This window comes from Oscillospiraceae bacterium, from assembly GCA_009780275.1.
Taxonomy (GTDB): Bacteria; Bacillota; Clostridia; order Oscillospirales; family UBA929; genus WRAI01.
Genome location: WRAI01000020.1, coordinates 24,661 through 44,597, shown reverse-complemented (window position 1 = coordinate 44,597; position 19,937 = coordinate 24,661). Strand labels below are relative to the sequence as shown.

Annotated in this window: 20 protein-coding genes; 8 read left to right on the top strand and 12 right to left on the bottom strand. The window is 51.4% G+C overall.

Going from position 1 to position 19,937, the window contains the following annotated elements; translation table 11 throughout:
* The 7 genes from FWE06_07150 to FWE06_07120 form a co-directional block, all read right to left on the bottom strand.
* Positions 1-219, bottom strand: a 219-nt coding sequence (locus FWE06_07150; protein ID MCL2546953.1) for a hypothetical protein, incomplete at its 3' end; no start/stop codon positions are given.
* Positions 220-221: 2 nt separating this feature from the next.
* Entirely contained in the window at positions 222-917 is a 696-nt protein-coding gene (locus FWE06_07145; GenBank protein ID MCL2546952.1) for a response regulator transcription factor, read from the bottom strand.
* On the bottom strand, positions 917-1,576 hold the full coding sequence (gene phoU / locus FWE06_07140) for a phosphate signaling complex protein PhoU (protein ID MCL2546951.1): 660 nt from the start codon (positions 1,574-1,576) through the stop codon (positions 917-919). Before phoU ends, FWE06_07145 begins: the two co-directional genes overlap by 1 nt.
* A gap of 51 nt (positions 1,577-1,627) precedes the next feature.
* On the bottom strand, positions 1,628-2,386 hold the full coding sequence (gene pstB, locus FWE06_07135; protein ID MCL2546950.1) for a phosphate ABC transporter ATP-binding protein PstB: 759 nt from the start codon (positions 2,384-2,386) through the stop codon (positions 1,628-1,630).
* Between the two features lies 1 nt (position 2,387).
* Positions 2,388-3,188: a phosphate ABC transporter permease PstA gene (gene pstA / locus FWE06_07130; GenBank protein MCL2546949.1), complete on the bottom strand. Its 801-nt coding sequence runs from the start codon at positions 3,186-3,188 to the stop codon at positions 2,388-2,390.
* Positions 3,189-3,260: 72 nt separating this feature from the next.
* Entirely contained in the window at positions 3,261-4,145 is an 885-nt protein-coding gene (gene pstC / locus FWE06_07125) for a phosphate ABC transporter permease subunit PstC (protein MCL2546948.1), read from the bottom strand.
* Positions 4,146-4,222: 77 nt separating this feature from the next.
* On the bottom strand, positions 4,223-5,095 hold the full coding sequence (locus tag FWE06_07120; GenBank protein ID MCL2546947.1) for a substrate-binding domain-containing protein: 873 nt from the start codon (positions 5,093-5,095) through the stop codon (positions 4,223-4,225).
* Positions 5,096-5,353: 258 nt separating this feature from the next.
* Between FWE06_07120 and murI the strand changes: the two genes are divergently transcribed.
* From murI to FWE06_07095, 5 genes are all read left to right on the top strand, one after another.
* The gene (gene murI, locus FWE06_07115; GenBank protein MCL2546946.1) at positions 5,354-6,148 is read left to right on the top strand and encodes a glutamate racemase; all 795 of its coding nucleotides are present in this window, start codon (positions 5,354-5,356) and stop codon (positions 6,146-6,148) included.
* Positions 6,149-6,182: 34 nt separating this feature from the next.
* Positions 6,183-6,656 (top strand): glyoxalase, encoded by a 474-nt coding sequence (locus tag FWE06_07110; GenBank protein ID MCL2546945.1) that lies wholly within the window; start codon positions 6,183-6,185, stop codon positions 6,654-6,656.
* 75 nt (positions 6,657-6,731) lie between these two features.
* Entirely contained in the window at positions 6,732-7,814 is a 1,083-nt protein-coding gene (locus FWE06_07105; protein ID MCL2546944.1) for a Gfo/Idh/MocA family oxidoreductase, read from the top strand.
* A 12-nt stretch (positions 7,815-7,826) separates the two neighbouring features.
* Complete coding sequence (locus FWE06_07100) at positions 7,827-8,789, top strand: sugar phosphate isomerase/epimerase (protein ID MCL2546943.1); 963 nt, start codon at positions 7,827-7,829, stop codon at positions 8,787-8,789.
* Complete coding sequence (locus tag FWE06_07095; protein ID MCL2546942.1) at positions 8,786-10,009, top strand: hypothetical protein; 1,224 nt, start codon at positions 8,786-8,788, stop codon at positions 10,007-10,009. The genes FWE06_07100 and FWE06_07095 overlap by 4 nt, the downstream gene beginning before the upstream one ends.
* A 63-nt stretch (positions 10,010-10,072) precedes the next feature.
* Here the strand turns inward: FWE06_07095 and FWE06_07090 are convergent, their stop codons facing one another.
* From FWE06_07090 to FWE06_07070, 5 genes are all read right to left on the bottom strand, one after another.
* On the bottom strand, positions 10,073-12,673 hold the full coding sequence (locus FWE06_07090; GenBank protein MCL2546941.1) for a transglycosylase domain-containing protein: 2,601 nt from the start codon (positions 12,671-12,673) through the stop codon (positions 10,073-10,075).
* Between the two features lie 97 nt (positions 12,674-12,770).
* Complete coding sequence (locus tag FWE06_07085; protein ID MCL2546940.1) at positions 12,771-13,679, bottom strand: RluA family pseudouridine synthase; 909 nt, start codon at positions 13,677-13,679, stop codon at positions 12,771-12,773.
* Complete coding sequence (lspA, locus tag FWE06_07080) at positions 13,651-14,142, bottom strand: signal peptidase II (GenBank protein MCL2546939.1); 492 nt, start codon at positions 14,140-14,142, stop codon at positions 13,651-13,653. Before lspA ends, FWE06_07085 begins: the two co-directional genes overlap by 29 nt.
* Positions 14,139-16,871, bottom strand: a complete 2,733-nt coding sequence (ileS, locus tag FWE06_07075) for an isoleucine--tRNA ligase (GenBank protein MCL2546938.1) — start codon at positions 16,869-16,871, stop codon at positions 14,139-14,141. Before ileS ends, lspA begins: the two co-directional genes overlap by 4 nt.
* A 1-nt stretch (position 16,872) precedes the next feature.
* Entirely contained in the window at positions 16,873-18,279 is a 1,407-nt protein-coding gene (locus FWE06_07070) for a DivIVA domain-containing protein (protein MCL2546937.1), read from the bottom strand.
* A 216-nt stretch (positions 18,280-18,495) separates the two neighbouring features.
* Between FWE06_07070 and FWE06_07065 the strand changes: the two genes are divergently transcribed.
* The 3 genes from FWE06_07065 to FWE06_07055 all read left to right on the top strand — a co-directional run bounded on the left by FWE06_07065 (position 18,496) and on the right by FWE06_07055 (position 19,896).
* Positions 18,496-18,906, top strand: coding sequence for a hypothetical protein (locus FWE06_07065; GenBank protein ID MCL2546936.1), 411 nt, complete (start codon positions 18,496-18,498; stop codon positions 18,904-18,906).
* A 67-nt stretch (positions 18,907-18,973) separates the two neighbouring features.
* A complete protein-coding gene (locus FWE06_07060) occupies positions 18,974-19,579 on the top strand; it encodes a zinc ribbon domain-containing protein (protein ID MCL2546935.1) in 606 nt (201 codons plus the stop codon).
* Positions 19,576-19,896, top strand: coding sequence for a hypothetical protein (locus FWE06_07055; protein MCL2546934.1), 321 nt, complete (start codon positions 19,576-19,578; stop codon positions 19,894-19,896). Before FWE06_07060 ends, FWE06_07055 begins: the two co-directional genes overlap by 4 nt.
* Positions 19,897-19,937 lie beyond the last annotated feature (41 nt).

Sequence of the window (19,937 nt, the reverse complement as noted above, 5' to 3'; positions counted from 1 at the left end):
TGATTTTTGTGTTGCAGATAACGCGCGATGCAACATTTGGATGCGCAGAGCAATTTTGTCGACATCGTAGTTATGGCTTGGTTCAAAGTTGTCGTCATCACCGGTGGTGACTTTTTTGACGAGCCGGTTCAAGGGACGCAGCCTTGATTTGATGAATAGTCGCCCTGCAAATAAATAGAGTGAGAGCGCGGCAGTGACAGCAATAATCACATAATACATAATTATTCACCTATAAACCGATAACCTACACTGCGATGCGTTTTAATATATCGCGGATTGTCGGCATCGTCGCCCAATTTTTGCCGTAATGTGCGTATGTGGATGTCCAGTGTGCGCGATTCGCCGAAGAAATCGTCACCCCAAATGGCATTGAGCAGTTCTTCGCGCGGCACAATGCGGTCGCGCAAGCGCACCAGCATGGCAAGCAGTTCATATTCTTTATACGTCAGCGTCAGCGTCATATTTTTCTGTGTGACTTCGCGTGTGCTGTGGTTGAGCTGTAAGTCACCCGCCACAGTCGTTGTTGTTACCGTTGACAATGCCTTGCTCGACCGCCGTAACAATGCCCGTATCCGTGCGCCGAGCTCCATGACGCCGAACGGCTTAGTGACGTAGTCATCAGCACCGTAATTGAAGCCTGTTACTTTATCAAACTCGGTGCTTTTGGCAGTTAAGAGGAGGATTGGGACATCCTGCGTTTGCGGTGTATTGCGCAGGGTTTGCGTGGCATCAATGCCGCTCATACCGGGCAGCATGACATCGAAGATAAACAAGTCGGGTATCGTTTCTTGCGTTGCTGTGATGGCATCTTCGGCATTGTCGAACGCCTTGACGTTGTAGGCAAACGATGTCAAGGCCATAGCGATCATTTCGCGGATATTCTCGTCGTCTTCAACGATATAAATCAATGCACTCATCAGAAAATTAAGGTGTTTTTATGCTCGCCGGTTTGCGAAAAAATGACCCACTCGCTGATATTGACAGCATGATCGGCAACGCGCTCAAGATATTTTGCAATGAGCAGGTAGTCAATCGCACCGTCAATCTTGTCCGGCTGTGCGCAAAAAACAGCGGCGATGTCGTGCTTGATTTTATTGAAGTAGTCATCTACTTTATCGTCGCGCACCTCTGTATTCTTGGCCAACTCCAAGTCAGCATTGACATAAGCAGTGACGGAATCGCGCACCATTTCGACGGAAACAGCTGCCATTTGTAGGATTTCAACGCTGTCGGCAAAGGCGTTTTTCTCAGTGATGCGGATGGTCAGCATGGCAATATCAACGGCGTGGTCGGCAATGCGTTCCATCTCGGCAGCAATTTTCAGTGCCGTCGTAATTTTACGCAAATCCGACGCAATGGGCTGTTCGCGTGCAATGAGCCACAGACATTTAGATTCAATGCGTTTTTCCATCTCATCAATGATTTCATCGTTTTCGATGATGACTTTGCATGCGTTAACGTCGTAGTTTTTGAACGCGTTGATGGACTCCTCAATGGCGGACTCTGCTGCGCTGCCCATGTCAATGAGTTCAATTTGTAAGGTTTTGAGTTCGCGTTCGAATGTCGGTCGTCCCATATTGATGTACCTCCTGTGTTATAGTAGTGTCGCGTTTCGTGTACGGAAAATCTACCCAAACCTCCCTGTGATATAATCCTCTGTCCGTTTTTCACGTGGGTTGGAAAAAATTTGCTCGGTGCTGCCGGTCTCGATGAGTTCGCCCATCAAGAAAAACGCCGTTACATCAGAAATACGCGCCGCTTGCTGCATGTTGTGCGTGACAATGACAATGCTGTACTTTTGCTTCAAAGTGCCAATCAATTCCTCAATCTTAGTGGTTGAAATAGGGTCGAGCGCGCTGGTCGGCTCGTCCATCAGCAACACCTCAGGGTTGGTCGCCAACGCTCGCGCAATGCAAAGCCGTTGCTGCTGCCCGCCTGACAAACCAAGCGCCGACTTTTTTAATCTGTCTTTGACCTCATCCCAGATGGCTGCATCACGCAAGCTTTTCTCCACAATTTCGTCCAAAAGAATGCGTTTTTTTGTGCCGTGCATGCGCGGGCCGTAGGCGATGTTGTCATAAATACTCATGGGGAACGGGTTTGGCTTTTGAAATACCATACCGACACGCTTGCGCAGCATGTTTACATCTATATTACCATAAATGTCTTGATTATCCAAGAGGAATTTTCCCTCAATTTTGCAACCTTCGACCAAGTCGTTCATGCGGTTAAGGCATTTGAGCAGGGTTGATTTGCCACAGCCCGACGGGCCGATGAATGCCGTAACGTTTCTTGCCATGATGTCAAGGCTGACATTGTGCAGTGCTTGAAAATCATTATACCATAGATTTACGTTTTTGAGTTCAAATGTTATTGTTTCGTTCATTTTATTTTCTCCTGCCTTTTGTGCTGATTTTAGCCAATCCGTATGACAAGGCGTTGATGCCGATGACAAGCAACAGCAGAACAACTGCCGTGGCGTAAGCGACATCGTCGTTGGTCGCCTCCATGATGTTTGAGTAGATGTGCAACGACAGCGTGCGCCCTGATGCCGTGGGGCTGTCAATGACATGTGGCATCGTGCCGGCGGTGAAAATCAATGCCGCCGTTTCGCCGACAACACGCCCGACCGCCAAAATCACACCGGCGACAATGCCGGGTATTGCCGATGGCAAAACAATGCGGAACACCGTTCGCAACCGACCCGCGCCCAGGCCGAACGAGCCTTCTCGATAGTTATCCGGAACAGCTTTGAGGCTTTCTTCAGTTGTGCGGATAATAACGGGCAGAATCATAATTGCTAACGTGAAGCCGCCCGCCAATAATGAACGACCCCAACCCATGAAGTTGCGAAACATCATAAAGCCAAATAACCCGTAGACGATTGACGGAATGCCCGCCAGTGTCTCGGCCATCATACGCACGATACCGACCAATTTATTCCCGCGGTTGGCGTATTCGACCAAATAAATGGCGGTGAATACGCCGAGCGGCACGGCAACCATGAGCGAAAAGAAAACAAAAATGACTGTATTGATAATGGCGGGGAACATAGACTGATTTTGCGTTGTCCATTGTGTTGAAAAGAGTCCGGGGCGGAGTAGATGAGGGATGCCGTTGACCAATACATGGAGCAACAGAAAGCCTAAAATCAGCAAAGTAAATGCCGCCGAGAGCCAGACCATCATAGATAATGCTATGTCGAGCGGCTTGCGCTTGCGTGTTGCTGATTGTTTTAGCCGTAGCAATAAAGCACTCATTTAGTATCTTGTTCCTCCCTTCCGTAAAATAGAAAAGAGTATATTGATGAGAAAAATAAAAACGAGCAGAACAACGCCTGTTGCCACCAGCGCGTCAAGATGCAATCCGCCGGCGTAACCCATCTCGATAACGATGTTGCTCGTCAGTGTTCGCACACCCATGAGAAACTCGTCCGGTGTACGCATAACTGGCTGGTTGCCGGCCACCATGTTGACGGCCATCGTTTCGCCGACAGCGCGACCGATGGCCAAAATGACGGCCGCCATAACGCCCGAACGTGCCGCAGGCAACACCACGAAGAAGACGGCACGTTGGTGGCTGGCGCCTAATGCGACTGCGCCGTCATAAATCTCGTCCGGTACGGCGCGCAGAGCGTTTTCGCTGATGGCGACAATTGTCGGCAAAATCATAATGCCAAGCAGGAGTGATGCTGTAAGCATACTTGTCCCGCGCCCGCCAAAATTTTCACGCACAAACGGTACGAGGACGATCATGCCAAAAAAGCCGTAGACAATCGACGGAATGCCTGCCAGCAAATTGATGGCAGGTTTGAGGAACTTATACAGCCATTGGGGGCATGTACGTGCCATGAAGATGGCTGTCATAATGCCGATGGGCACGCCAAACAAAATGGCGCCCGCTGTGACGTAAATACTGCCCAAAATCATGGGTAAAATACCGAATAAGGGCGTTGGGTCAGCGCGTGTCCCTCGTGGAAGCCATTCTGTGCCGCCTAAAAAATTGCCTGGACCAATGTCAAAAATAGCAGGAAGGCCGTTGATAAACAAAAAAAGACAAATGAGCACCACTGCCAAGATGGCCGTAAATGCTGATGCCATGAAAACATATTTCATAACAGACTCTAAGATTTTGGCGCGTTGCATAAGTACACCTCATGGATGAATATACAGGCGGAAGGATGCGGTGAACCGCACCCTTCGCCCATTGGAGGAGAGATCGGTTAGAATACTGCGCTCCAACGCGTTTGCGCGTGGGCGTAGATTTGGTAAACTTGCTCCATAGTCAGACCTGTAATGGGGTTAGTTGGATTTACAACAATAACGACGCCGTCAAGGGCGATGGTGGTATAGTTAACAATTTCATCGTCGCGCAGGTCGCGGCTGGACATGCCGAGGTCGATGGTGCCGTCAATCGCACCCGTGATTCCGGCGCCTGAGCCGCCCTCTTGTACATCGATGTTTGCGCTGCTGTTGATGGCGAGATAGGCTTGGCGCAACTCGTGCATAACAGGGGCAACCGAAGTCGAGCCTTCTACGGTAATCGAGCCGCTTGCGCCGTTGCTTTCAAAGGCGGGTGCGTTGTAATCAACAGCAATATAGCCTTCACCTTCAATGATGGCTTGGCCCTCGGCCGACATGATAAAGTTGAGGAAGTCTTGTGCTAAATCAGACAAACTGCCGTCTTGGTAAGCCAGAATGAAAGGACGGAAGACCGGGTAGCTGCCGTCGCGGACAGCGGTTGCGCTGGGCGTAACGCCGTCGATGGGAACGGCGTGTACTTCATCTGTCAACGCGCCGAGCGAGATGTAACCGATGGCGTTGACGTTTCCGGAAACAGCGGCACGAACGCCGCCGGTTGAGGGGATAACATCGGCTTCTTGGCTGATGTCTACATCAAAGACATCTTCAAATGCGCCGCGTGTGCCGCTGCCTTCTTCGCGCGTAATAACATCGATGAGCGCGTTGGTGTCGAAGTTGTTTGCGCCGCCGTTGCCATTTCCTGTGGGAGGATTATTGTCGTTATTGCCGTTGCACCCCACTAGCAAAGTAGTTGCCATCATGAGTACCAGAACCAAAGTGATGATTTTTTTCATGTTGATTTTCTCCTTTTCTTGTTTGATGTTGTCGAACACAGTGTAGCGTAAATTTTGACAAGCGTAAAGCAAGAGCACATATAAAACTCGTAAAATCTATGTAAAGTTTTGGCGTGCCGTGACACGCACTATGCGTCTGTAGATAGGTTTAGTAGATGTACCCATAAATGTGTTGACACATACGGCATACTTCTATATAATACCAACAGCGGGCATGTTGAAAAATTCATTTTCAACATTTCGCTGGGAGAGTGAATTATGGACAATCGAGCCATTGGCGTATTTGATTCCGGTTTGGGCGGACTAACGGCGGTGCGAGCCTTGCACCGCGTTGCGCCAAACGAGCGGGTCGTGTATTTTGGTGATACGGGTCGTGTGCCCTATGGCGGACGTGCGCCCGAGACAATCCTTACATATACGCAGCAAGCTTTGGATTTCTTACAAGCTTTTGATACTAAGGCCGTTATTGTAGCGTGCGGCACGGCGAGCGCCGTAGCACTGCCGCAGTTTGACAGTGTGCAAAGTCAAGATTGCATCGGCGTGGTAACAGCAGCTTGCAACCGTGCAGCGCGTGCGACAATGAATGGTAAAATTGGTGTCATCGGCACAGCGGCAACGGTTCATAGCGACGCTTACCTCAACGCCTTGCACGCCATTGACCAATCGTATACCGTGATGAGCGTTGCTTGTCCGTTGTTTGTGCCGCTAGTGGAAAACGGGCGGGTGCATCGCGGCGATATTGTGGCTGAAACAGTGACGCGTGAATACCTTGCGCCGTTACGTGACAGCGGCGTCGATACGCTGATTTTAGGCTGCACGCACTATCCGCTGCTGGCAGACCTGATTGCTGCCGAGATGGGCAAGCAAGTGACATTGATTGACGCGGGGCATGAGGCAGCGTTGGCGACGTTAGATGTTTTGCGCGGGCAGAATGCGTTGGCAGGAAGAAGTGGTGAAGACCGCTATTTTGTCAGTGATAGTGCGCCGGGATTTGCGGCATTGGCATCGCTGTTTCTAGGGGCGGATATTATGGCGGAGACGGTGCAATTGTAAGGATTGGTGCAAAGTTAAGCAGGAGGTGAAATGAATGAAATATGAAGCTTTATGCTTGGCTGTGAAAGATATTGAGGCATCAAAAAAGTTCTATCAAGATTTAATGGGATTGGAAATTGATACTGATTGGGGTGTCAATGTTAGTTTTAAGGGTGGAATTGCTTTACAACAAGATTTTAATGAAATCATTGGTGTACCAAAAGAAAGTGTTATGCCCCGCTCCCATAATATGGAATTAGTCTTTGAAGCAGATGATTTTAATGCGTTTGTTACAAAGGTTGAAAACTATCCAAATGTTGAGTTTGTTAAAGGTGGAATGGTTGAACAGCCTTGGGGGCAAAGAGTTGTTCATATTTATGATTTGGATGGACATATTCTCGAAGTTGGAGAAAAATTCCTTCAAGTTATCCAACGTTTTATGTCGAGCGGCATGTCAGTCAATGAAGTTGCTGCACGCTGTGAAATACCGGCAGACGATATAGAAAAATACTTAAACGGAGAATGGTAAACATAGGGTTTTGAAAACAAGCGCTCTACGGCAACATACATAAACAAACTAAAAAAAATATTGGAGGACAAACCCATGAACAAAACACGCGTAGCTATTATCGGATGCGGCGGCATTGCCAACGGCAAGCATATGCCGTCACTTCACAAACTCAACATGGTCGAAATGGTCGGATTTTGCGACATTATTTCGGCTCGCGCCGAAGAAGCAAAGGCCGCATTCGGTTCAAAGGACGCCAAGGCGTACACCGATTACAAGCAAATGCTTGCCGAAGTTAAGCCGGATGTCGTACACGTTTGTACGCCCAATAAGTCGCATTGCGAAATTACCTGTGCTGCACTGGAAGCCGGCGCACACGTTATGTGCGAAAAACCGATGGCGAAAACGGCGGAAGACGCGCGAAAAATGCTTGAAACATCCAAGAAAACAGGGAAATTGCTGTCAATTGGCTACCAAAACCGTTATCGGCCTGACAGCTTGTACATGAACAAGGTTTGCAAGCGCGGCGATTTGGGCGAAATTTACTTCGCCAAGGCAATTGCCTTACGGCGGCGCGGCATTCCGACATGGGGTGTGTTTCTCAACGAAGAGGAGCAGGGCGGCGGACCGTTGATTGACATCGGAACGCATGCGCTGGACTTGACGTTATGGATGATGGACAATTATGAGCCGGCATATGCTGTCGGTACGAGCTATAAAAAGTTCCGCGACAAGTGCAAAGATACCGGCAACCCGTTTGGCGACTGGAACCCCGATGAGTTTACAGTCGAAGACTCGGCGTTTGGCTTTGTTGTGATGAAGAATGGTGCGACGGTAATTGTCGAGTCAAGCTGGGCGTTGAATACGCTGGAACAGGGCGAGGCGATTACCACGCTGTGTGGCACCGAAGCAGGTGCCGATATGCGTGACGGACTGCGTATTAATAGTGTCGATTTGGGTAAGCAGATTATTACGCGCCCCGATTTAGCAAGCGGCGGCGTGGACTTTTACGAGGGCGCAAGCAGTTGCCCGAATGAACTGGAAGCCTATCACTGGATTCAGTCGGTACGCGAAGGCAAAGACTTGTTTGTCAAACCCGAAGAGGCGTTGGTTGTAACCGAGATTTTAGAGGCGATTTATGCGTCGGCAGAGTCGGGCCAGCCGGTGTTTTTTGCGTAGGAGGATTAGAAAATGAAACTAGGCGTGTTTACAGTTTGTTTATACCATATGCCGTTTGAGCAAGCGGCGGCTTACTTGCACGGCCAAGGTGTGCAGTGCGTGGAAATTGGTGCGGGCGGCTACCCCAACGATGACCACTTGCAGACGGAAAAATTTCTGTCCGATGCAAATTATCGGCAGCAATTCAGAGACATTCTAGCGCGCAATGAGCTGGAAGTGTCGGCGATTAGCTGCCACGGTAACCCTGTACATCCGGTGAAAGAACAAGCGGAGCATTATCACAATCAATTTGAAAAAGCTGTGTTGGCGGCGGAAATGCTGGGCGTTGATACCGTCATCGGTTTTTCCGGCATTCCCGGCGGTGCGCCGGGTGACACAACGCCGAACTGGCCTGTTGTGTCGTGGCCGGGCGAGTATATGGAGGCACTGAATTATCAGTGGGAAATCCTCGTACCGTACTGGCAAAAGATGGCGAAATTCTGTGCCGACCACGGCGTAACGAAGATTGCGCTTGAACCGCACGGCGGATTTTGCGTATACAGTCCCGCAACGCTGCTGCGTTTGCGGGAGGCTGTCGGCGGAACTGCAATCGGTGCGAACTTTGACCCGTCGCACATGATCTGGCAGGGCATGGACCCATCGGCGTGTGCGCGGGCGTTGGAAGGCGCGATTTACCATTTTCACGCCAAGGACACAAAAATTACGCACAATGCCGCTGTCAACGGCGTGCTTGATATCCGTCATTACGGCGATGAGGCCAATCGCTCGTGGCTGTTCCGCACCGTTGGGTACGGGCAAAGCACTGAAATGTGGAAAGACTTATTCTCGACATTGCGCTTGTGCGGTTACGACGGCGCCATTAGCATTGAGCATGAGGACAGCTTAATGAGTCCGCGCGAAGGGCTGGAAAAGGCCATTGCTTTCTTGAAAGAGACGATCATGTTTGAGGATAAAGGGAGTGTGACTTGGGCATGAAACGTATTGTTTTGCTACTCTCGATTTGCTTGGTTGTCAGCTTGACAGGTTGTGCCGCAGGGGATGAAGCGGGTAGCGATGTGGCAGAGCTGCGTGATTTCCCCTACTCGTATCGGGCGATGTTGGCCATCAGCTCTGACATCGATGCTGCAACGCCGGAACAATTCACTGCCTACCATCAATTTCTGAATACCCGCGAGATGACCGATATGGGTTTGGGTCTGGGGTTGGATATTGCCGATTCTTTTTGGATGTATATGGCAAGCGATCTCCCTTTGGTAGCCGATCGGCATGGAAACGGATCGGAAGCCGTAATGTCATGGTTTGTGGGCACGTCCGATGTTGTCAAGGATGCCGAGATGATTGTGCATTACTGGGAGAAGGGTTGGATTGACAGTATTCATACCTGGGGAGACTTTACTCGTGTGGATGAAAGTGAGCATTTATTCAGCCGTGAAATGGCCGAGCGGGGCGTAGCGGCATTGCGTGAACACGGCATTTATCCAACGGTTTGGATCAACCATGGCAACGCGGCAAATACACAAAATATTGAAACTCGCGGAGTCGAGTCATATCGCTCGGGTGATCGTCCGGGGACCGATGCATTTCACACCGATATTACCATCCCGCTCGGAATAAAATTTATTTGGGGTTCGCATAATGACACCAGCTTTGGCCGGCACGACATCCTGTATCCGACAACGCTGCATGACGGGCAGACGTTATGGGGATTTCACCGTTATACGCCGGGGTGGAGCATATATGGTTTGCATGAACAGTTATCTGATGCAAATCTTGACTTGCTGGTGGAAAACAGGTTACCTGTCGTTGTATCACAACACTTCGGCGGCGCAAACTATTACTTCCCCTTTATCAGTTCTGCCGTGGAAGGCTTACAACGTCTGGCCGAGCGATATGAACGCGGCGACATTTTGGTGACACGCACATCTCGGCTTTTAGAATATCTGCGTGTGCGTGACCATCTGGCGTATGAGGCATCAGGGCGAAATATTGATATAACGGCCATTGATGACCCGCAACTTGGATTGGACTCGAACCCGGCCATTGATTCGCTGCGCGGTATGACGTTTTATGTAGATAATGCGGCTCGGTGGACGATATCGATCAATGGACAGCCGCTGGCCGAGGAATTGCTGGTACGCACCGGCAACAGAACAGAGCAAGACACAATTGGTGTTGCGTGGTTTGAAAGAAATTAAGCAGGCAAAAGAGAACAGCGCCATACTCACAATATAAAGCCCCGCCAATCGGCGGGGCTTTATTTATTCATCGTCATCCGGCGGAGGAGGTGGTGAAGGTTCGGGCGGCGGTGTCGGAGACGGTGGTTCGGGCGGCGGTGTTGGTGACGGTGCGGCAGGCGGTGGCGTTGGTGATGGTGCAGCGGGCGGCGTTGGTGTCGCTGCCGGCGCATCAGGGGTGGGTGTGGGGTCAGGCGCAGGCGGCGGCGCGGCTCTGCAACCTGGACACTGGTTGTTGAATGCCCCGCGCCCATTAGCATAATGGTAACCGGGTCGCAACGCTTCCCGTGCTGAATGCAGCACAAATGCCTCATCAACCAAATTTACGTTTCGCATGGGGAATTGCCGGCTTAATGCCAGTACGCCGATTCGTCGCGTGCTGCTGCAAGAGGCCGTAGCGCGATTGCCTGTTTGTCGGCAAACGTGTATAGATTGATGCACCTCACAAGTGTCTTCCGGCACGGCGCTTGCCACCAGTGTGACGGTTTGTACACGACCACCGCGCGGGTCTTCACGACAAGCGGCACCGGCAAGCTTGCCCGAATCTAAACAGATGGCAACCTGCTCTGTCGGCAGTTCAAAAAACTCTTGCGTTTCTGAGACCAAATTGCCAAAACTGCGTGACCGCCCCGCGTGCAACCGCCCCATAACATTACGCCAGAGGTGGACGCTGGGATTGTGTGTAAAATCAAGCCGGATTTCCTGCGGCTCATCGAAGCCGAACCACACTGCGCCGACAAAATAGGGTGTGTATCCGACAAAATAACGGTCGAAATTGTTATCAGTTGTACCCGTTTTACCGCCGACAGGGATGTTGGCAAGGTTTTCGCCCCCTGCGCCGTTTCGTGCAGCCGGTGCTGTGCCGCGCCGCACCGCGTCGACCATCATATAATTGATATACCATGCCGTAGACTCAGAAACTACCGCACGGCCGACATTGGCACGATTGTCAAGGATGATTTCGCCGCGGCTGTTTACGACATACTCAAAGGTACGCGGTTCGTTGAAGATGCCGCGGTTGACAAACGTAGCCGCCGATGCCGCCATTTCAACCGTTGTCACGCCGCGCGTAAAGCCGCCCAACGCCAACGGGCTGTATCCGATATCGGTAAAACCGCCATCTTCCGAAACGAGATTGAAGCCCAAACCGGCAGTGTCTGATGTCATAAATTCAAAGGCTTCGTTCAAGCCGATAATATCATGTAAAGTTCGCACCGTCGGCGTATTGATTGAAAAAGCAAAAGCATCGGTCATTGTCATGTTGCCGAGCATTTGTCCGCGGCGACCGGGCAGCGATGTCGAGTTTTGTGGCCACATTTGTCCGCGTGCGTTGAGTCGCAAGGGAGCATCGAGCATGGGAGAGTAGGGATTCATGCCATGGAATTCCAACGCCGGTGCGAATATCGACATCGGTTTAATGGCCGAGCCCGGCGACCGCCGGGATACAGCACGGTTCAAAATCATACGCCCTTCGCGTTCGCCGCGCCCGCCCGCCATGCCGAGAATACGCCCGGTGCCTGGCTCGATAATCGTCATGGCAGCTTGCGGAATGTCCAAACTACGCACGTTTGGGAAGCTGGCGTCGTCTTGGAAGATTTCTTCCAACGTACGCTGTACATCCATATCCATGCTGATATGAATATTAAATCCGGCTGTAAAAATCAGCTGCCGCGCCTCATTGATGGGAATACCGCGTTCTTCTGCCAAAGCGCGGCTGACATCAACAATGACTTGGTCAACATAAGTGGCGTGAACAGGCCGTTCACCGCCGCCGGCCCGCAGCCCGCGATTGGTTTGAAATTCTAACTCTTCGTCCCAAGCTTCTTCGTATTCTTGCTGTGTGATAAAGCCTTGGTTACGCATAGTATACAGGATGGTTTCCTGCCGTGCGCGGTTATTCTCGGGGTTGCGAATAGGACAGAAAAACGCAGGCATATTGGTAATGCCGACGAGAGCTGCCGATTGTGCAATGGTCAATTCCTGCAAATCCTCAATACCAAAGTAGAAATACGCTGCCGTACGGATGCCGTAATTGCCCTGGCTGAGATAAATGGTGTTGAGATACAACTCCATGATGTCAGCCTTGGAATGGCTGCGTTCAACTTCAATTGCCAACATAATTTCATTGAGTTTGCGCGTGACGGTCACTTCGTCGTTTTCAGTCAGATTTTTGATGACCTGCTGCGTAATGGTCGAGCCGCCGAATTGCGAACCGCCCGTCATCATGGTTAAAAAGCCGCCGACTGTGCGCCGCCAGTCTACGCCGTTATGTTCAAGGAAACGCTGATCTTCAATAGCAATCGCGGCCTGTACGAGATGCCGGGGAAACTCTTCATACCGCGCCCAAACACGGTGCTCAATGCCGGCAAGTTGCTCTAGTTCTACCCATTGTCCACTGGCATCACGGTGATAGATGGTGCTGGACATATCGAGCTGATATTCGCGCAAATTAAAACCCAGCACTTGTTCGCCGAGATGCCGGTCAATATAGACAGCACCGATCACTGCCAAAATCGCGCTGGTGGTGAGTATAATCAACAGCAGTGAGCCGACAATGCGCCCGACCCACGCCAATGTTTTCTTAAAAGCGCCCAAGACGTCTTTTCGTGATTCTTTTTTTGCCATATAAGCCTCCTTTGTGTCAAGTCACAATAGATAACAGGCGCCTGCATACACACCCGCACATGGATATATTATACCACATGACACGGAAAAAGTCAAGTTAAAGTCCGCGCAATGCCTTTTGGAAATATTCGGGCAACTCTGCCTTAAACCCCATCGCCTCGCCGTTGACGGGGTGTGCAAATCGCAGCTCGGCAGCATGCAGTATTTGGCTGTCTTTGCCCAATTTTCCAGAACCATACAGCGGATCGCCCACGATGGGGTGGCCAATATGTGCCATATGTACGCGGATTTGGTGTGTACGCCCTGTTTCAAGTTGGCACTGCACCAGTGTATGCTTGGGATAGCGCATGATGACGCAATAATGCGTAACAGCCGCCCGCCCGCTCAATACAACAGCTTGCTGCTTGCGCTTGACGGGATGCCGCCCTAAAGGCGCGTCAATTGTGCCGCAATCGTTTTTAAGATTGCCAACAACAAGTGCGTGATAAATGCGCGTGACTTGCCGCGCCTTCAATGCCGCCGACAACGCCTCGTGGGCTGCCTGTGTCTTGGCAACCAACATCAGTCCCGATGTATCCTTATCCAATCGATGCACAATGCCCGGCCGCACCACACCGCCAACACCCGTTAAACTCTCGCCGCAATGGTGCAGCAAAGCGTTGACCAATGTGCCGTCAGGATGGCCGGGAGCGGGGTGCACCACCATGCCTCGAGGCTTGTTGATGACAAGCAAGCTATCGTCCTCGTAGACAATATCTAATGTAATATCTTGCGCCACAGCTGTTGCCGGCGTCGGCGCAGGCAATGTAATGTCATATTGTCCGCCAAGCTCGACTTTTTGCGCCGCCTTACAAGCGTGGCCGCGCAAGTTGACAACATCGCCGCCGTCGATCAGCCGCGCCGCCGCGCTGCGGCTGGTTGCCAATGCCTGCGCCAAAAAGACGTCGAGCCGAAGCCCGACGTCGGCTTCTTGTACATCAAGTCTTTTTGCCGCGCTCTTTTTCATAGTAGAAGAACAGATAAATAAACATCATGCCTGCGCCGGCCGAAATAAAAACATCAGCGGCATTGAAGATGGCAAAGTTGATAAACAGCAGACGTACCATATCGACAACATAGCCGTGCAGAATGCGGTCAACAGCGTTGCCCAGCGCGCCCGCGGCAATCAAGATCATGCCCCATACGCCCCACGGATTTTTGACGTAGCCTTTGCCAAGAATAAAGCCAATGACGGCCGCGGCAATGATTGCAATAATGAGAAAGAAAATACCGCCGCCTTGCAACATACCAAATGCCGCGCCGTGATTGCGTGTGACAATAATATCAAGTACACCACCAAGCGACCAAAAGGGCATCGCCGCCCCGCGCCGCTCAGCGGCAAGCACCAGCCATTTGGTGTACTGGTCAACAGCAAGCAACGCAGCAAACACCAGCAACTGCAAGCCGTGCAACGTCAGCTTTTTGCTCATAACGTGCTGACAACCTCAGCACAACGAGCGCAGAGCTCGGGATGCGCGGCGTTGCGACCGACTGATGCGCTCTGTATCCAGCAACGCGTGCATTTTTCGCCTTCCGCAGGCTTGACAGTGATAATAGGTTCACCCTCAGAAAGTGTAACGTTCGAAACAATGAATAAATTCGGCAATAAATCCTGCCATTTTCGAAGAATTGTCAAAATTTCGGCACCTTCAGCAACGGAAACAGAAGCCTCTAACGATTTGCCGATTCCGCCTGCTGCGCGCGCTTCTTCGAGTGCCTTATTGACCTCATCGCGTTTGGCAAGCAGCACTTCAAAAGCGTTTGCCATTTCGCTACCCAAGCTCGACAGCGGACTGGCTTGTGGCATACCGGCAAACAATGCCATCTCGGCATCGTCTTTGCTATGCGGCATAGCCTGCCAAATTTCTTCCGATGTAAAGCACAAAATCGGTGCCATCAACCGTACAAGCGCACCTAAGATAATATGCAACGCTGTTTGCGCACTGCGGCGGGGCAATTCGGCCTTTGCGCCGCAATAGAGGGTATCTTTTTGCACATCAAGATAGAAGTTCGACATCTCAGTTACGCAAAAGTTGTGCAAAGCATACGAAACGGCATGGAAATCAAAACTTTCGTAACCTAACAGCACTTTCTCAATCAGTTTGTTCAAGCGTGAGAGAATGTATTTGTCAAGCGGTAACATCTCCTCTAATTGCACAGCCATCGTATTCGGCTCAAAATCGCTCAATACGCCTAAAATAAAACGCGCCGTGTTGCGGATCTTCTTGTAATTCTCTGCCGTCTGCTTGATCAAATCTTTAGAAAAGCGCACATCGTTGTGATAATCACAAGACGCAAACCATAGTCGCAGCACATCGGCACCGAACTCATTGCAAACGTCAATCGGATCAATGCCGTTGCCCAAGCTTTTGCTCATCTTTTTGCCGTCGCCGTCAACAACCATGCCGCAAGTAACAACTGTTTTGTAAGGCGCGTTACCGTACGCCGCAATTGAGGTCAAGAGCGAACTTTGGAACCAGCCGCGGAACTGGTCATTGCCCTCAATGTATAAATCAGCGGGGCGCCGCATATGCGGAAACGCCTCTAACACATGAGCATGCGTACAGCCCGAGTCAAACCAACCGTCCAGCGTATCGGTCTCTTTGCGCAAATTGTTGCCGCCGCACAGTGGACAAACTGCCTTTTCGGGCAACAGCTCGGCGACATCGCGGGCAAACCAAGCATTGCTGCTCTCTCGCTTAAAAATATCGCTTATTTTGGCGATGCTTTCCGGCGTGACCAAATAGCCGGGACAGTCGTTACATAAAAATGCAGGAATCGGCAAACCCCAGTTACGTTGGCGCGAAATGCACCAGTCGTTGCGCTCGACAATCATGGCATTCATGCGCTCTTTGCCCCACGCCGGCAGCCACGCTACAGCGTCAACAGCCCCACACGCCGCGTCACGAATGGCGTCAATGCTGACAAACCACTGCTCGGTGGCGCGGAAAATAATCGGATCGCCGCACCGCCAGCAGTGCGGATAGGTGTGGCGGATAACATCGCTGACGAGCAATGTGCCGTCGTCACGCAAGGCTTGGATGATATTCTTCGCCGCCTTGGTGTAATACTGCCCCGCAAACGGCCCGGCCTCTTGAGTCATAATACCTTTGTCGGTAACAGGCACAATGGTTTCAAGACCATAGCTCTGACAGACATTAAAGTCATCGACACCGTGCCCCGGCGCCGTGTGTACGCAGCCCGTACCACTCTCCGTGGTAACGTGCTCGCCCATGATGACCAAGCTGTCGCGATCTAAAAACGGATGCTGCAAGACAATATGTTCCAACTCGTTGCCCTTAAAATGCTGTGACACAGTATAGCAATCCCAATTGGCAATCTTAGAAACAGCTTCGACCAACGCCTCGGCCAAAATATATTTCTCGTCGCCGGCCTCTACCAACACATAATCGGCGCGCGGATGCAAGCAGACCGCCATATTGCCCGGCAGCGTCCATGCCGTTGTCGTCCAAATGACAAAGTATGCGTCGTTAATAATCCCTTTGCCGTCTTTGACGGCAAATTTAACATAAACCGACTCACAGTCCTCTTCTTGATATTCAATTTCAGCCTCAGCCAGTGCCGTGCGGTCCTTCACACACCAATACACCGGCTTCAATGCCTTGTACAAACAACCCTTTTCTGCCATTGCGCCGAAGACTTCAACCTCGCGCGCCTCAAAGGCAGGTGCCATGGTCAAATAGGGATTATCCCAGTCGCCGAGTGCACCGAGACGGATAAAACTGTCACGTTGACGGTTGACATAGTCCTGCGCAAAAGCATGACAAGCCTCGCGAAACGCCACCGGAGAGAGTGTCTCGGCGTTGAGTTTTTGCTTTTTGATGATGGCACTTTCGATCGGCAGACCGTGGTTGTCCCAACCCGGCGTATTGGGTGCCTGAAAGCCTGTCATATTGCGGTAACGTACAATAAAATCTTTGAGGATTTTATTCAGCGCGTGCCCGGCATGGATGTCGCCGTTGGAGAACGGCGGGCCGTCGTGCATGATATATTTTCCGTTGGGTGCATTGGCATTGCGTGCCATCAATTGTCCGTAGACATCGCCCCAATCGGCCAACATCTTAGGCTCACGCTGCGGCAAACCGGCTCGCATCGGGAAGTCGGTTTTAGGTAAATTTACAGTTACATTATAGTCCATTTTATGAATTGTCTCCGGGTTTATAATTGCTACCGAAATTCAGCGCATTAAAATCAATCTTGGGCAAGGTCGCCGTAGTGTCTTCTACACCTTTTGCCATGGCCTCATTACCGCCGTGCAATAGACGTTGCAGAACTTCTTCTGCGTCTTTAGTCTGCGCGTTGGCATTCGGGAAACCGCTGTTGTCCATCTGACGCAAGCGGGTCAAGGTGTCTTGCAATGCCGTGGTACTGATGTTAGCGGCCGGCGATGGTTCTGTCTCTGTCGGTTGCGGGGTAGGGGGCTGCATATCGAAAGTAGGGGTCTGCGTTTGAGGATGGGAAGCCGGCGGGAAGAGTGGCTCCTGCGGCGCAGTCGCTACCGGCGGCGCAAATGAGGGTAGTTCAAAAGCCGCGGTCTGCGGAGCAGTTGTTGCCTGCGGGGTTGTCGGCATATCTTGCTCAAATCGCAGCGGTTCTTGTGCAGCAGGAGTCTGCGAAGGCACTGCGGCCTGCGGCGCAAATGGGTCTTGCTGTGCAAACACATCCGGCGCAGTAACAGTTTCCGGCAGGACCGGCTCAAATGGCAGTGTGTTGTCTTGTTGCGGCAATGTCGTTGTTTGCGGGAACGCCGGCTCTTGTGGTGCCGGTTCAAATTGGAATAAGTCGTCCATCGAAGCCGTTGACGCAGCAGGTGGCGCAAAAGCGGTCACAAATGGCGGTTCGGGCTGTGCGGGCTGCGGCTGTTGCGGTGGCTCAAACGCTGTCGGCGTAAAGACGGTCTCTGAGGGAAAACTGGTCGGCAGGTTGGGAAGCAGTTCAGTATCTTGGGCAACCGGCTCACCGCCGCCTTGCACAAAGGCAAAGGACATGGTATCTTTCGCGCTGTCAAGCTGTGCGTTTAGATTTTGCTCAATTTCACGCGCCGCTTCCGAGAGATGGCGCTCGGTGTCCTCATGCGGGATGGGCGTTTCACTGTCAACGTGCGACGGTACAGCCTCTAACATTTGCAACTGACGCGCAAACAGCTCACGAATAACGTTGCTGAAGGCCACCGTCTGCTGCTTAACTTGCTGCAAACGTGCCTCTTCGCGGTGGACACGTTCTTCCAAGTCGCCGGTCGTGCCCGCGACGGTAGCACCGGCTTGCTCAACAATGCGCTTTGCCTCGACCCGCGCCTCTTGGATGAGTGAATCAGCCATCTTCTGCGAATTGAGCAAGGTCTTGCGCATACCTTCCTCTACGCGTTTATAGTCCTCAATCGTTGTGACGAGACTCTTCATTTTGGACTTTAACAAGGTGTTGTCCTTATAGAGCGTGGCATAATCCTCGGTCAGACGCTTCAAAAACGCGTCGATCTGGTCGAGCGAATAGCCGCCGAATTTCTGTTTGTCGAACCGTTGATTCATCACTTCATTGGGTGTCAGCATAGTGGTCACTCCTGTATCTTTTGACGTTTGATGTCATTGTATCACGGATTGCCAAAATTGGCAAGGGGAAGTTTTGCCTCTTGCCAGTTTTGCGCCGATAGTGTATAATACTTATATTCTTAAATTAATTCAGTAAAAAGCGGGCAGACTTGAAGGACGTTGCTCAACGTCACTCAGAAAATGGAGTCAAGCGGCACGCTTGCGCGAGGTGAAACAATGAAACTGGAACTGACCGACAAGCAATTTCGCCGCCTGCTCGATCTGGCGTATGTCGGCAACTGGATCATCAATTCTACACGCGATGCCAACGACCGCATTGTCGAGTTCGACGAAGTGGAGTCGTTGCTGTTTGAGCAATGCGCTGCTGTCGATATGCCGACGCTGGTCGAGAAATTCCGACGGCAGAGCATTCCGTCGCAGCAATTCTGTGAGGGCGGTATTCATGAAGTGATTTTAGACTACGAAAACGTTGTCTTCTTCGAAATCCTCGCTGAAGAACTGGCGCGCCGCGATATGCAGGCCGCCGCGCTTGACGAAGAAGATATTGAAGAACTCAGCCGCCGCATCTCGGACTATATCCTCGAATTCGAACGCAACGGCACGGATAATATTGTGCTGGACAAATAGAGCAGCCGAACAGCTGCCCGGAAAAAAATGAGCTCCGGAAATATAGAAAAAACAAGGAGGACATAATATGACCTGCACAACTTGCGGCACGGTCGCGCAAGAGCAACAGCAATTTTGCGCCAAATGCGGCGCGAAAACAACACCGCCGCCGATGGCCGAACAATCAACATGGCAGCCCCAACCGCGCTACGCCCACGCCATCACAAACAGCAAGCCGTCGGGACGGTGGTTTCTTTTGGTCGTTGGCATTTTATACATCGTGTTCGGCGCAGCCGGGGTTATGTATGCACCGCTGACGTTGGCGGATATGAATGTTTGGCTGCAAGATTTCGGCGGCGAAACCATGCGCGGGATATGGAGTTTCTATTATATCGTGTCGTTTCTTTTGGCGGGCTATATGCTTTTGATGGGCATTATGGCCGTAACCCATTGGCGCAACGTGCTAAAAGCCAGATTGCTGCAAATCTTTGTTATCATTGAAATGGCACTGGTTATTGCATTGCCTGTACTTTGGGTGGCGTTGCGCATTGCCGACGAATTTGGCAGTACATATTTCATGGACGTACACGGACGCATAACAATTTCGAGTATTTTTGATATGCCCTTCGGTCTTGTGCTGCCCATTTTATATTTCATCGGCGCATCCAAAAACAGAAGAGGGGAACGATCATGAAAAACATCAGAGCCGTCACCATTGCCAGTTGGCTGGTCGCCTTTATTGCCTGCCTGTGGATGGCATACGAGCTGCGGAGCGTTTTCGGCTTCTTGCTCGCTTTAGCTGTCGGCTCGATTGCCTTGACGCTGTTTATCCGCCTCGAAGGCCTGCGCGCAGATCAAGAAAACATCAAATATCGGCTCGAAGAGATGTACGAAATGCTCAAATGGCAAGATGACCGTCGCGACGATAAAAAACCGCGGACCATCCTGCACCGTTGCGAGGCCTGCAATAACCGCTACGAAGGTGAGCGATGCACTTTCTGCGGGGGCTGAGAGCTGCCGAGTAGGCGGCCGATTGATTTTGGAGGGGGCGG